Below are 13,495 nucleotides of genomic sequence, written 5' to 3'. Positions count from 1 at the left end.
CACGCGGCAGCATGGGCCCCCGGCCCTGCAGCGCACCGCTGAAGTAGCGCTGCGCTGCGTCCGGGGCATGAGAGCCGCAATACCCGCGCCTCAATCCTGGATCTTCGAGAAATCCGCCACCGCGCGCGTGGCGCTGCGGATCTCGTTCAGAAGCTTCAGGCGGTTCTCTCTCACCTTCGCATCGTCGTCGTTGACGCGCACCTTGTCGAAGAAGGCATCGACCGGCGGACGCAGCTTCGCCATGGCGCTCATGGCGGCGGCAAAGTCCTCCTTTGCCACCGCAGCGCTGGCTTCCGCCTTCACCTCACCGATCGCCTTCGCCAGCGCCTTCTCCTCGTCGAGGCTGTAGAGCGCGGCATCCGGCGCACCGTCGAAGCTGCGCTTGTCCTTCTTCTCCTCGATCGAGAGGATGTTGCTGGCGCGCTTGGTGCCGGCGAGCAGGTTCTTGCCGTCGTCGCTGTCGAGGAATTTTCCGAGCGCCTCGACGCGGCGGACGATCATCAGGAGATCGTCCTGGCCGCCGAGCGCGAACACGGCGTCGACGAGATCGTGCCGCGCGCCCTGCTCGCGGAGCTGGACTTTAAGCCGATCAGCGAAGAATTCCTGGAGTCCTGACGCACCTAACCCCTCTACGACTCGGGTTAATGTGTCGTCGACGCTTTCACCCTCGATACGACCTCTTCCGATCCAGGCATCGATGCCAGCGATGACGGCCGCATTGCCACTATTCCGATAGATCGTCGTGGCGATGGAGAAGACATTCCATAAGCGCAGGCTGATATTATTCGAGACCAGTATTCGGATCATTCCCAGCGCCGCGCGACGCAGAGCATACGGGTCCTTGCTGCCCGTCGGCTTCTCATCGATCGCCCAGAAGCCGATGAGCGTATCGATCTTGTCCGCTAGCGCCACCGCGACGCTCACCGGATCGGTCGGCACACGATCGGCCGGGCCTTGCGGCTTGTAGTGCTCCTCGCAGGCTGCAGCGACAGACGCATCCTCGCCCTGCGCCAACGCGTAGTACTTGCCCATCAGGCCCTGCACCTCGGGGAATTCACCGACGACTTCGGTCAGCAGATCCGCCTTCGCCAGATGCGCGGCGCGCGTGGCCTTGGCGACATCGGCACCGACCAGCGGCGCGATGTCCGCGGCAAGGCGCTCGATGCGCTTGATGCGTTCGGCCTGCGTGCCGAGCTTCTCGTGAAACACGATCTGCTCGAACTTCGGCAGCCGATCCTCGAGCTTGGTCTTGAGATCCGTCTCGTAGAAGAACTTCGCATCGCTCAACCGCGCGCGGATCACGCGCTCGTTGCCGGCGATGATGGTCTTGCCGCCGTCGGTCGCATCGATGTTGGCGACCAGGATGAACTTGTTGGCGAGCTTGCCCGTTTTGGGATCGCGCACCACGAAGCACTTCTGGTTGTTGCGGATGGTGGCGCGGATCACCTCCGCCGGCGTCGCCAGGAACTCCGGCTCGAACGAGCCCATCAGCACGACCGGCCATTCGACGAGGCCGGCAACCTCGTCGAGCAGGTTCTGGTCCTCGACGAGTTCGAAGCCTTGCGCGAACGCGAGCTGCTTGGCGTCGGTGAGGATCGCATCCTTGCGGCGCTCGGCGTCGAGCACGACCTTGGCGTCGAGCAGTTTGGCCTCATAGTCCTCGAACCGGCGCACGGAAATAGCCGCGGGCGCAAGGAAGCGATGGCCGTAAGTGGTCTGGCCGGCCTCGATGCCGTCCACCGAGAATTTCACGACATCAGGCTCTTCGGTCTCGAGCCCGAACGTCGCGGTGATCGCGTGCAGCGGGCGCACCCAGTTGAGCGAGCCGGGTTTTCCGGAACGCGCGCCCCAGCGCATCGATTTCGGCCAGGGGAAGGTGCGGATGATGACGGGGAGAATTTCCGCGAGCACGTCGATCGCGTCGCGACCGGGCTTCTCGATCAATCCGATGTAGAAATCACCCTTGGGGTCGCGCTGGATCTTGGCCTCTTCCAGCGACTTCAGGCCAGTCGCCTTCAGGAAGCCCTGCACGGCCGCATCGGGCGCGCCGATCTTGGGGCCGCGGCGTTCGGTCTTGAGATCGGGCTGGCGCGCAGGGATTCCGTGCACGGTGAGCGCGAGGCGGCGCGGCGTCGCGAAAGCCTTCGCGCCCTCGTAGACGAGACCTTCGGCGACGAGCTTGTCGGTGACCATGCGGCGCAGATCGTCGGCCGCCTTCCCTTGCATGCGCGCGGGAATCTCTTCCGAGAACAGTTCAAGCAAAAGATCGGGCATCAGGCCGCTCCGCCCGCTTCAGTGTGGATCCAGGCCTCGCCGCAGGCCTTGGCCAGCTCGCGCACGCGAAGAATGTAGCTCTGCCGCTCCGTCACGGAGATCACGCCGCGCGCGTCGAGCAGATTGAAGACATGGCTCGCCTTGATGCACTGGTCGTAGGCCGGCAGCGCCATCAGATGCTGTTTCCGATTGCCGCCTTCGCGCCAGCCGGCGTCGAGATATTTCCGGCAGGCCGCTTCCGCCATCTTGAACTGCTCGAACAGCATCGCGGTGTCGGCGTATTCAAAGTTGTGCCGCGAATATTCCTGCTCGGCCTGTTGGAAGACATCGCCATAGGTGACCTTGGCGTCACCCTCGCGGCCGTTGAAGTTGAGGTCGTAGACGCGGTCGACGCCCTGCACATACATCGCGAGGCGCTCGAGGCCATAGGTGAGCTCACCCGCGACCGGTGCGCATTCGAAGCCCGCGACCTGCTGGAAATAAGTGAACTGACTGACCTCCATGCCGTCGCACCAGCACTCCCAGCCCAAACCCCAGGCACCCAGCGTCGGACTCTCCCAATCGTCCTCGACGAAGCGGATGTCGTGCACGGCGGAATCGATGCCGATCGCGGCGAGCGACTTCAGGTACAGATCCTGAAGGTTCGGCGGCGACGGCTTCATGATCACCTGGAACTGGTAGTAGTGCTGCATCCGGTTCGGGTTCTCGCCGTAACGGCCGTCCTTGGGCCGTCGCGAGGGCTGCACATAGGCCGCATTCCAGGGCTTTGGCCCGAGCGCGCGCAGGGTGGTCGCCGGATGGAAAGTGCCCGCGCCCATTTCCATGTCGTAGGGCTGCAGGATCACGCAGCCCTGCTCGGCCCAGAACCGCTGGAGCGCGAGGATGAAGCCCTGGAACGAGCGTTCCGGGCGCATATGGGCGGGCAATGAGGCGTCCATCGTCAGATCGGGCTCTCGCGGGGGGTTTGAATCGCGCGGGACCGTATCGACGGCGGTGATGGGAATCAAGGCGAAGGGGGCCGGAAAGCGGCCCTGTACTCCGTCATGGCCGGGCTTGTCCCGGCCAACCACGCCTTGTGTAACCGCACAAAGAACGTGGATGCCCGGGACAAGCCCGGGCACGACGACTGTGGCAGCTAACCCGGACGATAAGCTCCGGTCACGGGGTCACGCTTCAGCGTCTGGATATCCCCCATGCGGGCGGCTTCGGCGACACGCGACAGGCGCATCTCCTCCAGCTCCTGGTTGATCCGGACAGCGGTCTTGTAGGCCCAGCGGACCACGGCAAGCCCGCCCAAGACGCCCGCGAAAGCGACGAACGGCGGCATCAGTCGATCCTCGTCTAGTGCTCAGCCCCCACCTGCATTGTTGCGCAGATGGGCCAGCGCCGCAATTGGCGCGGCCCGGACCAAATGGCGCTGCCTAGAACCCGAATTTCGCCCAGATCGCCCGCGTCTCGACCGCCGAGATCAGCTCGTCCGGCAAGCCGGCCATTGATTCCAGGGCTGAAAGCTGCCCCGCGCCGGGAGATTTCCGCCCCAAAAGGCCGGAAAGCAGCCCGGTCGGCTGCGCGATCACGGGGGTGAGAACCTTCTCGCCGTAGCGGGCACGAAGAGTTGAGCGGAGATCGCCGATGCCGTCGGCGAGCCCCAGCGCGATGGCACTGTCGCCAGCCCAGTATTCGCCCGTGAACAGGGTCTCGTCCGCTCCCTTCAGCCGTGCGCCGCGGCTGTCCTTGACCAGCGAGATGAAGATCCGGTGGATCTCGCGCTGGATCGACTTCAGCTTGGCGACGTCATCGGGGTTTTCGGGAAGGAACGGGTCGAGCATCGCCTTGTGTTCGCCGGCCGTATAGAGGCGCCGCTCGATGCCGAGCCGCCTGATCGCCTCCTGGAAACCAAAACTGCCGCCGACCACGCCGATCGAGCCGAGGATCGATGACGGATCGCAGATGATCTCGTCGCCGGCGCAGGCGATCATGTAGCCACCGGATGCCGCGACGTCCTCGACGAACACGAGCACCGGCAGCTTCTTCTCCGCCGCAAGTTGCTTGATGCGCAAGTAGATCTGACGCGACTGCACCGGCGAGCCGCCGGGAGAATTGATCACCAGCGCCACGGCCTTGGCGTGCCGATACGAAAACGCGCGCTCAAGCACCCGCGCGATGCCGGCAAGCGTCAACCCGGGGCGCAGCGGCGTCACCGCACCGATCACCCCTGACAGCCGCACCACCGGCACCACCGGGGTACCCGGTCGAAATCGCGCCGGCAGATATTGCATGAGCTTGTCGGCCAGGCCGGAACTCTCACGATCGTTCAATTGTTCGGCCATGCCGTTACCTCTGATTAACCATTTCTTATCACGCGACTGTCATTGGAAGTGCCCGGAACGTGCTTTGCAGTTTTCCCGTTGGGAGGCTGCAATGAGGCAGCGGAGAACACCATGAAAATCTATCTTCTGATGCTGCTGATGGGCGCGCTGTTCATGGCGATCCGCCTCACGTCGCCGCAAGAGCAGCAGTCGGAATCGCTTCCCCGGTAAGCCCTCACGGTTCCACCAGCGGCAAGGCCGCTCTCCCTTCCAGAATCTCCGTCACCTCGCTTTTGGATAAGCGTTTCTCGTCGTTGAGCATGAGGCCCGGCAGCAATCGCGTCGGGGCCCGGCCGCCTTTCACCGCACGCACCAGCACGCGGATCGCGGGCCGCCCCGCCTCGCCGTGAACCGGCAGGATCGAGACGCTGCCGAAACCGCGTGACAGCGCTGCCAGGACTTCGGCGATTCCATCTGCACGCCAGATCAGGGTCAGCACGCCATTGGATCGGAGGATACGCCGCGCTGCATGCACCCACGCATGCAGGGTCACTTCCGTCGCCACATGCGCGGTGTGACGCGCCCGATCCGGCGAGGCGCGATGCCGGGCCGGATCGTTGAAGGGCGGATTCATCAACACCACGTCGACGCTGTCGGGCGACAGCCCGTTTGACGCAAAGGCCTGCGGCTCGGCCGTGACGTCGAGGACGATCGTTTCGGCGGCGATCGCGTTCGCCGCCGCGTTGCCGCGCGCGAGCTCGGCCAGCTCCGGATCGATCTCGACCAGGCTGAGCCTGATGCCCGCGACGCGGCGGGCCAGCGCCAGACCGGCCGTACCGACACCGGCGCCGAAATCGACTACGCGGTCCCTCGCCAGGGCGTCGGTCGCGGCTGCAAGCAAGATGGCGTCATGCCCGGCGCGATGGCCGGATCGCTTCTGCTTCAACCGCAATTGCCCGCCGAGAAAGGCGTCCTCGGTAATATCTGCGGCCTCAATCATCGCCGCGCAGTTCGTGGCTGAGGCCGGCTTCGGTGAGGAGAGCCCTGGCTTCCTGGACATCGTCCTCATGAACCAGGATCCGCCGCGGCAATATGCCGAGCGAGCCCTCGATGATGCTCATGTTCTGGTCCAGCACCAGATGATGGATGTTGGCACCGTCGAGCAGCGCGCCGATCGCCGACACCAGCACCATGTCATTGGTCCGAACCAGTTCGCGCAAAACGCAGATCTCCTGCCTGAAAGGGGGGCATGCGGCAAATGTCAATGGTTCCGAGGTCTTGCCGCGTCCGTCGCCAGTTTCTATTGTCTTTCCATCAGAATAGCCCTTCCGGGGCAAATATTGGAGACCGGCGTGGCCGTCATCGTACCTTTCGAAACTCCCGGCGCGTCGATCGAAGAGCTGGTTGCCCTTGTCGCCCCTGACATGGAGCGCGTCAACGCCACGATTCTGTCGCGGACCGGCTCCGAGGTGACCATGATCCCGGAGGTCGCCAACCACCTGATCTCCTCCGGGGGCAAACGCCTGCGCCCGATGCTGACGCTCGCCATGGCCAACCTGGCCGGCTATGCCGGCGACGGCCATATCAAGCTCGCGGCCTCCGTCGAGTTCATGCATACCGCCACCCTGCTCCACGACGACGTCGTCGACGAGAGCGAGATGCGCCGCGGCAAGCTGTCGGCGCGCATGCTCTGGGGCAACGAGGCGAGCGTGCTGGTCGGCGACTTCCTGCTCGGCCAGGCCTTCCGCATGATGGTCGAGGTTGGATCGCTCCGCGCGCTCGACATCCTCTCCGCGGCCGCCGCCACCATCGCCGAGGGCGAGGTGATGCAGCTGGCCGCCGCCAAGAACACCGCGACCACCGAGGACGAATATCTCGCCGTGATCCGCGGCAAGACCGCCGAATTGTTCGCCGCCGCCTGCGAGGTCGGCCCCGTCATCGCCAACCGGCCGAAGGCGGAGCAGACCGCCTGCCGCTCGGTCGGCATGAATCTCGGCATCGCCTTCCAGCTCGTCGACGACGTGCTCGACTATGGCGGCAAGAGCGCCAAGCTCGGCAAGAACACCGGCGACGATTTCCGCGAGGGCAAGATCACGCTGCCGGTCGTGCTGGCCTTCCGCCGCGGCAACGACACCGAGCGCGCCTTCTGGATCCGCGCGCTGGAGCGCGGCGAGATCGGCGACGGCGATCTCGACCACGCCATCGGCCTGATGAACAAGCACCGCGCGCTCGAGGATACGCTGAGCCGCGCCCAGCACTACGGCGCCATGGCCGTCGACGCGCTCGCGCTGTTCCCGCCCTCGCCGATGAAGAGCGCGCTGGAGCAGGTCGTGGCGTTCTGTTTGGCACGGTCGCACTAGGCTCCCACCCTAAGGCTCTTTCCACCTCGTCATTGCGAGCAAGACGCGACGACACCGCTCGCTCTCGTGTCCCGGACGCGCTGCAGCGTGAAACGCTGCTGCGCAGAGCCGGGACCCACGCGACATCCATAATCATCGGCGACATGGGCCCCGGCCCTGCAGCGCACCGCAAAGAGGCGCTGCGCTGTGTCCGGGGCACGAGAGCGATTTGGTCGACGCCCACCTCACGTCTCATCAAACATAGTTTCGCATTGGCCCGCTTCGCCCGCATTTGCGGTTCGCATGTAGTAACTTGCATTTTGCAAGTTACTAACCTACGTTGCCTGCCATGCAGCCCAAATCTCCCTCCATCCAGGAATGCCCCGTCGGCCGCGCCGTGGAGACGGTCGGCGAATGGTGGAGCATCCTGATCCTGCGCGATGCGTTTCAGGGCGCGACGAAGTTCGACGAATTCGCGCAAAGCCTCGGAATCGCGCCGAACATCCTGTCGCGGCGCCTCGCCCATCTCACCGCGAGCGGCATGTTCGCCCGGCGCCGCTACAACGAACGTCCGCCGCGCTACGAATACGTGCTGACGGACAAGGCGCGGGATTTCTTTCCGGTGATCGTCGCGCTGCTTGCCTGGGGCAACAAGCATCTCGCGCCGAAGGGCGCATCCATCGTGCTGGCAAACCGGAGCGACGCTCGCCCATTCGATCCGGTCGTGGTCGACGCCGCCGACATGCAGCCGATCACGCTCGCCAACGCGGTCGCCGTTCCGGGTCCCCGCGCCAGCCGCGGAATGCGCGCGCGGCTCGCTTCGCTCAAGGCCATGAACCCGGCAGTTACGCCGGCTGGAGACTGACATGCGTCGTATCGTCGTGACCGGCATGGGCGCGGTGTCGCCGCTCGGCTGTGGGGTCGAATTGTCGTGGCGGCGGCTGCTCGCCGGCCAAAGCGGGCTGCGCCCTCTGCCCGAATGGGCGCAGGCACTGCCGGCGCGCATCGCCGGTCTCGTGCCCGACAACGCCGATGATGCCGAGGGCGGCTTCGATCCCGCGCAGGCGGCCGCGCCAAAAGACCAGCGCAAGATGGACCGCTTCATCCTGTTCGCGCTGCTGGCCGCTGCAGAAGCGGTCGCACAGGCCAAATGGATGCCGCAGGACGCAAGCGCGCTGGAGCGCACCGCGACGATCATCGCCTCCGGCATCGGCGGCTTTCCGGCGATGGCGGAGGCGGTGCGCATCACCGAGCAGCGCGGTGCGCGCCGGCTCTCGCCGTTCACGGTCCCTTCGTTCCTCGCCAATCTCGCCGCGGGCCAGGTTTCGATCAAACACGGCTACAAGGGCGCACTGGGCACGCCGGTCACGGCGTGTGCCGCCGGCGTGCAGGCGATCGGCGATGCCGCGCGCATGATCCGCGCCGGCGAGGCCGATGTCGCGATCTGCGGCGGTGCGGAGGCCTGCATCGACATCGTCAGCCTCGGCGGCTTTGCCGCGGCCCGCGCGCTGTCGACCGGCTTCAACGACGAGCCCGTGCGCGCCTCGCGCCCGTTCGATCGCGACCGCGACGGCTTCGTGATGGGCGAAGGCGCCGGCATCCTGGTGATCGAGGCGCTGGAACATGCACTGGCGCGCGGCGCGACGCCGATCGCGGAGATCGTCGGCTACGGCACGACTGCGGACGCCTATCACATGACCTCGGGTCCGCCCGATGGCGACGGCGCCCGCCGCGCCATGGAGATCGCGCTTCGGCAGGCGAAGCTCGAGCCCGCGGATCTGCAGCACCTGAACGCGCACGCGACGTCGACGCCGGCCGGCGACGAGAGCGAGCTCGGCGCGATCGCCGCGCTGTTCGGCCGTAACCGTGGCATTGCCGTGAGCGCGACCAAATCGGCCACCGGGCACCTGCTCGGCGCCGCCGGCGGGCTGGAGGCGATCTTCACCGTGGTGGCCTTGCGCGACCAGATCGCGCCGCCGACGCTCAATCTCGAAAATCCGGATCCCGGCGCTGAAGGCATCGACATCGTCGCCGGCGCAGCGAGAGCGATGCCGATGCAGAGCGCCATCTCCAACGGGTTCGGGTTCGGCGGAGTGAACGCCAGCGTGATCTTCCGCCAGATGGGCTAAGCGAGAGGGCCTTGCAATCGCCGCTCGCTCCGCTACGAAAACAGAATGACCGAAACGAATTTCTGGCTGTTCCTGGCCGCAGCTTGTCTCATCGCCGCGGTTCCGGGCCCCGGCATTTTCTACGTCGCGGCACGAACCCTGTCGGAGGGACGCGCCAGCGGCCTGGCGTCGACCGCAGGCACAGCGCTCGGCGGGCTCGTTCATGTCGTCGCGGGCAGCCTCGGCATCTCCGCAATCATCCTGGCCAGCGCGGAACTGTTTGCCGTCGTGAAATTCGTCGGCGCGCTCTATTTGATCTGGCTCGGGATCAAGACGTTTCGCAGCGCCGGTCGCGCGCTGTCGCTCGAGAGCGCGGCCGTCGGCGACAAGCGTGCCTTCCGCGACGGCGTGCTGGTCGAAGCGTTGAACCCGAAGACGGCGGCGTTCTTCCTTGCCTTCATTCCGCAATTCCTCGATCCCTCCGGATCGAACCCGACGCTGCAATTCATTGTGCTGGGTGCGATCTCGGTCGCGCTCAACACGCTCGCCGATGTCGTGGTGGTGCTGATGGCGTCCGCGACACGCACGCAGCTAATCGGACGGCCGCAGCTGATGCGGCGGCTCACGCAAGGCTCCGGCGTCTTCATCGCCAGCCTCGGCCTCTCGCTCGCGCTGGCGCGGCGGCCGGTGAATGGATAGCGCCTCGATGCTCGCCCCGCAAAGCCGCTTCCATGAATCGCACGGCCTGCGGCTGCATTACGCCGACTGGGGCAACGAGAGCGCGCCACCTCTCATCCTCGTCCATGGCGGCCGCGATCATTGCCGGAGCTGGGATCACATTGCCCGATCGTTGCAGCCGCATTTTCACGTGCTCGCGCCTGACCTGCGCGGTCACGGCGATTCCGACTGGACCCGAGGCGGCAGCTACGCGCTGACGGAATATGTCTACGATCTCTCCCAGCTCGTCCGCAATATCGCAGCGCCTCAGGTCACTCTCATCGGCCATTCGATGGGCGGCATGGTGAGCCTGATCTTTTCGGGCTCATTCCCCGAACAGGTCTCGAAGCTCGTGGTCCTCGACGGCGTGACCATGTTGCCGGATACGCCAAAGCCGCCCGCGCATGAGCGCATCGCCAAATGGGTCGGCCAGCTCGACAAGCTGCACGACCGCACCCCGCGCCGCTATGCCACGCTCGAGGACGCCGCCGCGCAGATGATGCTTCACAACAAGCGCCTGTCCCGCGACCTCGCCCTGCATCTCGCCACGCATGGCGCACGGCAGAACGAGGACGGCACCTTTAGCTGGAAGTTCGATCCCTATCAGCGCGCCGCTGCGCCGCACCGGCTCTGGCCCGACGACCACATCGAGCTCTGGTCACGCATCACCTGCCCGACGCTGCTGCTCAATGCCGGCGAAAGCTTTCTCGCCGGTGCCAGGGCAGCAGGCCTGGAGCGCTACTTTCCGCAGGCGCGCATCGAGACCATCGCGGGCGCGGGACACTGGCTGCAGCACGACAAGCCGCAGCAGGTGTTGGATGAGATCCGAAGGTTTCTCGGACTCGACGGGGACGGCGCGGGTTAGCTCAAGGTCCCTGCATGCACCCACCAGCCGTGGTGGTCGCGCCGGATCTTCTCGGCGGCGGCATGGGCTTCGGCCGGCGCGCCGTAGATCGCAAAGCATGTCGCGCCGGAGCCGGACATGCGGGCGAGCTTGACGTCGGCGGAGGTGCGCAAGGCTTCCAGCACCTCGCCGATGACGGGCTCGATGCGCAGCGCAGGCGCTTCAAGGTCGTTGGCGACGGTTTCCAGAACCTCGACCCAATCGGAAATAGAGGCGCCCTCCCCGGGCCAGGCCGGAGCGCGGATGACGTCGGTGACGCCAACCAGAAGCTCGCCGTTGCGCAGCCCCAGTGCCCGGAACACGTCCTTGGTCGCGACCGGCACGCGCGGATTGACCATGACGCAGGGCATGCTCGGCAGCGCGAGCGGCAATAGCTGCTCGCCGACGCCGGTCATGTCGCAGGCGCGCGAGATGAGGCACACGGGCACGTCGGCGCCGGTCGCGAGTGCGACCTTCTGAACGCGGGGATCATCGAGCGACAAATCGTTGAGACGCGCCAGGAGCCGCAGCGCCGCCGCGGCATCGGCCGAACCGCCGCCGATGCCCGCCGCAACGGGAAGCACCTTGTCGAGCGCGAACGCGCCCAGCTTCAGGCCGGGCACCGCCTCGGCCAGAAGCTTGGCGGCCTTGAGCACGAGATTGTCGGACGTCTCGCCGCAAGCCTCCGCCAGCGGCCCGGTGGTGGTGAGCTTCAGCTCGTCCCCCGGCTCCAGCGTCAGCCGGTCGGCGCAATCGGCGAATGCCACCACGCTTTCGAGATCATGATAGCCGTCGGCACGACGGCCGACGACGCGAAGGCTCAAATTGACCTTCGCCCGCCCCTCTTCAATCAACGCCGACATCGGCGACACGCCCCCAAACAAAACTTCAGCCGCCCTTGTCGTCGTCCTTCTTCTTATCGGCCTGAGCCGCGGAAGAGTTCGAATTGTCGTCGGCGAGACCGTTGGCGATCTTGGCCTCGATCTTCGGAAGTTCTTCCGGCTCGGGCTTGAGATCGCGGGCATGCGACCACTGGAATTTTGCCTCCAGCGTGCGGCCGACGCGCCAATAGGCGTCGCCGAGATGGTCGTTGATGGTGGGATCCTCGGGCTTGAGATCGATCGCACGCTCGAGGTTCTTCACCGCCTCTTCGTAGTTGCCGATGCGGTAATAGGCCCAGCCGAGGGAATCGACGATGTAGCCGTCGTCGGGACGCTGCTCGACGGCACGCTTGATCATCTTCATGCCTTCGTCGAGATTCACGCCCTGGTCGATCCAGGAATAGCCGAGATAGTTGAGGACGTGCGGCTGGTCGGGCTGGAGCTCCAGCGCCTTCTTCATGTCGGCCTCGGCCTTGGCCCACTGCTTGGAGCGCTCCTCGCAGATACCGCGATAATAGTACCAGACGCTGTTGGCCTTGTCGTTGCCGGGCGGCAGCACGTCGATCCCTTGCGAATAGGTCGCGCCGCAATCGCCGAACCGCTTGCGACCGCGCTCGATATTGCCGAGCGCCATGATGGCTTCGAGGTCCTTGGCATCCTCTGACGTGACGCCCTTGAGGATCTTGATCGCCTCGTCGGTGCGGTCGGCGGTGTCGAGATCAATGGCGAGCTGGATCTGGGCATTGCGCTTGAGCGGCGAGGTCGCGGGCACGCGCTCATAGACCTTGATCGCCATCTTCGGCCGCTTCACCGATTCATAGAGATCGGCGAGCGAGAGCAGGGCCAGCGGATGGGTCGGCTGGAGGTAGAGCGCGAGCTGGAGATAGACCAGCGCCAGGTCCTCGCCGCCGCGGCGGGTCAGCGTGGCGCCGATACCATAGAGCGCTTCGGCGGCGCCGGCCTGCGCGGAATCGACGAGTGGCGGCATCTTCTTGCCGGCCTTGGTCTCACGCAGGCCTTCCTGGATCAGTGGATGACGGGCGAGTTTCTTGTCGAAGGCCTGGTAGACGGTGGTCGCGGCGGCGGAATCTTTGTTGCGCGAGAGCCAGCGCGCATAGGCCTCGGTCACGCGCAGCATGGAATCGTCGAGCTTGTAGGCGCGCTCGAAGCGGGTGCCGGCGTCCTTCTCCTTGCCGGCGAGCTCCAGGATCATGCCGGCGTGAAGGTCCTTGAACAGCGGATACCATTCCGGACCGGCCAGCTTGTCGATGGTGGCGACACCACCCTTGGCATCGCCTGCACCATAGGCGGCCCAGCCCGACAGCAGCGTGGCGACGAGATCGGTGATCGGGCCGCGGACCGACTGGTTGATGTTGGTCTGCGCGGCCGCGTATTTCTTCAGCTTGAGATCATGCACGCCGACGACGAGACGCGCGACGCGGTTGGTCTTGTCGATGGTGAGGATGCGTTCGGCGAGCTTGACCGCTTCCTCGAGGTCGCCGTCGGCGACCGACGAGATGAAGGCACGGTCGAGCAGTTCGTTGTTCTTGGGATCGGTCCGGAGCGCCGAACGGTAGAATGCGGCGGCGGATGCCGCGTCACGCTCGACGCTGGCGTGGCGGGCGGCGAGATAGCTGCCAGCACCGGTCAGCGATTTCAGATCGTTTCGGGTCGGAAACTGCGCCGCCGTGTTCTCCGGGTGATCCGGCGTCTGCGCCAGGACCGCACCGGGGACCGCCACGATCGCGGTGCCCGTGAGAGCGATGGCGGCAGCAGTCCAGCGGATGAAACGATTTGAAAACATCAGGGCTCGCCTTGAGTTGGTAGTGCCTGGGTTTGCAACAGGGGGCCGTATCGCATGCGAACGCGGCCGGTGGCATAGGGACCCGGAACCGTCGGGCCGACAATGCCGCTTTTGGCGCTTCGCCGCAAGGATTCGGACCGGGCGGCCCCCGCCGCATGCCCCCAATCGGCCAAGTGAATC

At 65.7% G+C, this 13,495-nt stretch carries 13 protein-coding genes; 5 read left to right on the top strand and 8 right to left on the bottom strand.

Going from position 1 to position 13,495, the window contains the following annotated elements; all coding sequences use genetic code 11:
- Positions 1 to 90: 90 nt before the first annotated feature.
- The 6 genes from glyS to ABIF91_RS26175 all read right to left on the bottom strand — a co-directional run bounded on the left by glyS (position 91) and on the right by ABIF91_RS26175 (position 5,803).
- Entirely contained in the window at positions 91 to 2,274 is a 2,184-nt protein-coding gene (gene glyS / locus ABIF91_RS26200; RefSeq protein ID WP_035678584.1) for a glycine--tRNA ligase subunit beta, read from the bottom strand.
- A complete protein-coding gene (locus ABIF91_RS26195; protein WP_028178671.1) occupies positions 2,274 to 3,212 on the bottom strand; it encodes a glycine--tRNA ligase subunit alpha in 939 nt (312 codons plus the stop codon). The genes glyS and ABIF91_RS26195 overlap by 1 nt, the downstream gene beginning before the upstream one ends.
- Before the next feature lie 197 nt (positions 3,213 to 3,409).
- Positions 3,410 to 3,601 carry a hypothetical protein gene (locus ABIF91_RS26190; protein WP_028178670.1) on the bottom strand — a complete coding sequence of 64 codons (192 nt, stop codon included), beginning with the start codon at positions 3,599 to 3,601 and terminating at the stop codon, positions 3,410 to 3,412.
- 94 nt (positions 3,602 to 3,695) lie between these two features.
- On the bottom strand, positions 3,696 to 4,604 hold the full coding sequence (locus ABIF91_RS26185; RefSeq protein ID WP_028178669.1) for a S49 family peptidase: 909 nt from the start codon (positions 4,602 to 4,604) through the stop codon (positions 3,696 to 3,698).
- Between the two features lie 214 nt (positions 4,605 to 4,818).
- Entirely contained in the window at positions 4,819 to 5,583 is a 765-nt protein-coding gene (locus ABIF91_RS26180; protein WP_028178668.1) for a tRNA1(Val) (adenine(37)-N6)-methyltransferase, read from the bottom strand.
- Positions 5,576 to 5,803 carry a DUF2007 domain-containing protein gene (locus tag ABIF91_RS26175; RefSeq protein ID WP_028178667.1) on the bottom strand — a complete coding sequence of 76 codons (228 nt, stop codon included), beginning with the start codon at positions 5,801 to 5,803 and terminating at the stop codon, positions 5,576 to 5,578. Before ABIF91_RS26175 ends, ABIF91_RS26180 begins: the two co-directional genes overlap by 8 nt.
- Positions 5,804 to 5,935: 132 nt before the next feature.
- On the opposite strand from ABIF91_RS26175, the gene ABIF91_RS26170 reads away from it, so the two are divergent.
- From ABIF91_RS26170 to ABIF91_RS26150, 5 genes are all read left to right on the top strand, one after another.
- Positions 5,936 to 6,943 (top strand): polyprenyl synthetase family protein, encoded by a 1,008-nt coding sequence (locus tag ABIF91_RS26170; RefSeq protein ID WP_028178666.1) that lies wholly within the window; start codon positions 5,936 to 5,938, stop codon positions 6,941 to 6,943.
- A gap of 328 nt (positions 6,944 to 7,271) precedes the next feature.
- Positions 7,272 to 7,787 carry a winged helix-turn-helix transcriptional regulator gene (locus ABIF91_RS26165; protein WP_028178665.1) on the top strand — a complete coding sequence of 172 codons (516 nt, stop codon included), beginning with the start codon at positions 7,272 to 7,274 and terminating at the stop codon, positions 7,785 to 7,787.
- A gap of 1 nt (position 7,788) precedes the next feature.
- Positions 7,789 to 9,051, top strand: a complete 1,263-nt coding sequence (gene fabF / locus ABIF91_RS26160; protein ID WP_028178664.1) for a beta-ketoacyl-ACP synthase II — start codon at positions 7,789 to 7,791, stop codon at positions 9,049 to 9,051.
- A gap of 45 nt (positions 9,052 to 9,096) precedes the next feature.
- Positions 9,097 to 9,729 (top strand): LysE family translocator, encoded by a 633-nt coding sequence (locus ABIF91_RS26155; protein ID WP_028178663.1) that lies wholly within the window; start codon positions 9,097 to 9,099, stop codon positions 9,727 to 9,729.
- A 7-nt stretch (positions 9,730 to 9,736) separates the two neighbouring features.
- Positions 9,737 to 10,612: an alpha/beta fold hydrolase gene (locus ABIF91_RS26150; protein WP_035717834.1), complete on the top strand. Its 876-nt coding sequence runs from the start codon at positions 9,737 to 9,739 to the stop codon at positions 10,610 to 10,612.
- On the opposite strand, the gene ABIF91_RS26145 is transcribed toward ABIF91_RS26150, so the two are convergent.
- Positions 10,609 to 11,493, bottom strand: a complete 885-nt coding sequence (locus ABIF91_RS26145; protein ID WP_028178661.1) for a 4-(cytidine 5'-diphospho)-2-C-methyl-D-erythritol kinase — start codon at positions 11,491 to 11,493, stop codon at positions 10,609 to 10,611. The genes ABIF91_RS26150 and ABIF91_RS26145 overlap by 4 nt on opposite strands.
- A 25-nt stretch (positions 11,494 to 11,518) precedes the next feature.
- A complete protein-coding gene (locus tag ABIF91_RS26140; protein WP_028178660.1) occupies positions 11,519 to 13,315 on the bottom strand; it encodes a tetratricopeptide repeat protein in 1,797 nt (598 codons plus the stop codon).
- Positions 13,316 to 13,495 lie beyond the last annotated feature (180 nt).

Origin of the sequence: Bradyrhizobium sp. USDA 241 (assembly GCF_049739505.1) — a bacterium.
Taxonomy (GTDB): Bacteria; Pseudomonadota; Alphaproteobacteria; order Rhizobiales; family Xanthobacteraceae; genus Bradyrhizobium; species Bradyrhizobium liaoningense.
Note: the sequence above shows the minus strand (reverse complement) of the source record. Positions and strands in the feature narration are given on the sequence as shown.

Bases quoted from the DNA above. Each gene is read 5' to 3' on its own strand.
- ABIF91_RS26185 (WP_028178669.1), bottom strand. From the start codon at position 4,604: ATGGCCGAACAATTGAACGATCGTGAGAGTTCCGGCCTGGCCGACAAG.
- ABIF91_RS26140 (WP_028178660.1), bottom strand. From the start codon at position 13,315: ATGTTTTCAAATCGTTTCATCCGCTGGACTGCTGCCGCCATCGCTCTC.
- ABIF91_RS26165 (WP_028178665.1), top strand. From the start codon at position 7,272: ATGCAGCCCAAATCTCCCTCCATCCAGGAATGCCCCGTCGGCCGCGCC.
- fabF (WP_028178664.1), top strand. From the start codon at position 7,789: ATGCGTCGTATCGTCGTGACCGGCATGGGCGCGGTGTCGCCGCTCGGC.
- ABIF91_RS26195 (WP_028178671.1), bottom strand. From the start codon at position 3,212: ATGGACGCCTCATTGCCCGCCCATATGCGCCCGGAACGCTCGTTCCAG.
- ABIF91_RS26180 (WP_028178668.1), bottom strand. From the start codon at position 5,583: ATGATTGAGGCCGCAGATATTACCGAGGACGCCTTTCTCGGCGGGCAA.
- ABIF91_RS26150 (WP_035717834.1), top strand. From the start codon at position 9,737: ATGCTCGCCCCGCAAAGCCGCTTCCATGAATCGCACGGCCTGCGGCTG.
- glyS (WP_035678584.1), bottom strand. From the start codon at position 2,274: ATGCCCGATCTTTTGCTTGAACTGTTCTCGGAAGAGATTCCCGCGCGC.
- ABIF91_RS26155 (WP_028178663.1), top strand. From the start codon at position 9,097: ATGACCGAAACGAATTTCTGGCTGTTCCTGGCCGCAGCTTGTCTCATC.
- ABIF91_RS26190 (WP_028178670.1), bottom strand. From the start codon at position 3,601: ATGCCGCCGTTCGTCGCTTTCGCGGGCGTCTTGGGCGGGCTTGCCGTG.
- ABIF91_RS26145 (WP_028178661.1), bottom strand. From the start codon at position 11,493: ATGTCGGCGTTGATTGAAGAGGGGCGGGCGAAGGTCAATTTGAGCCTT.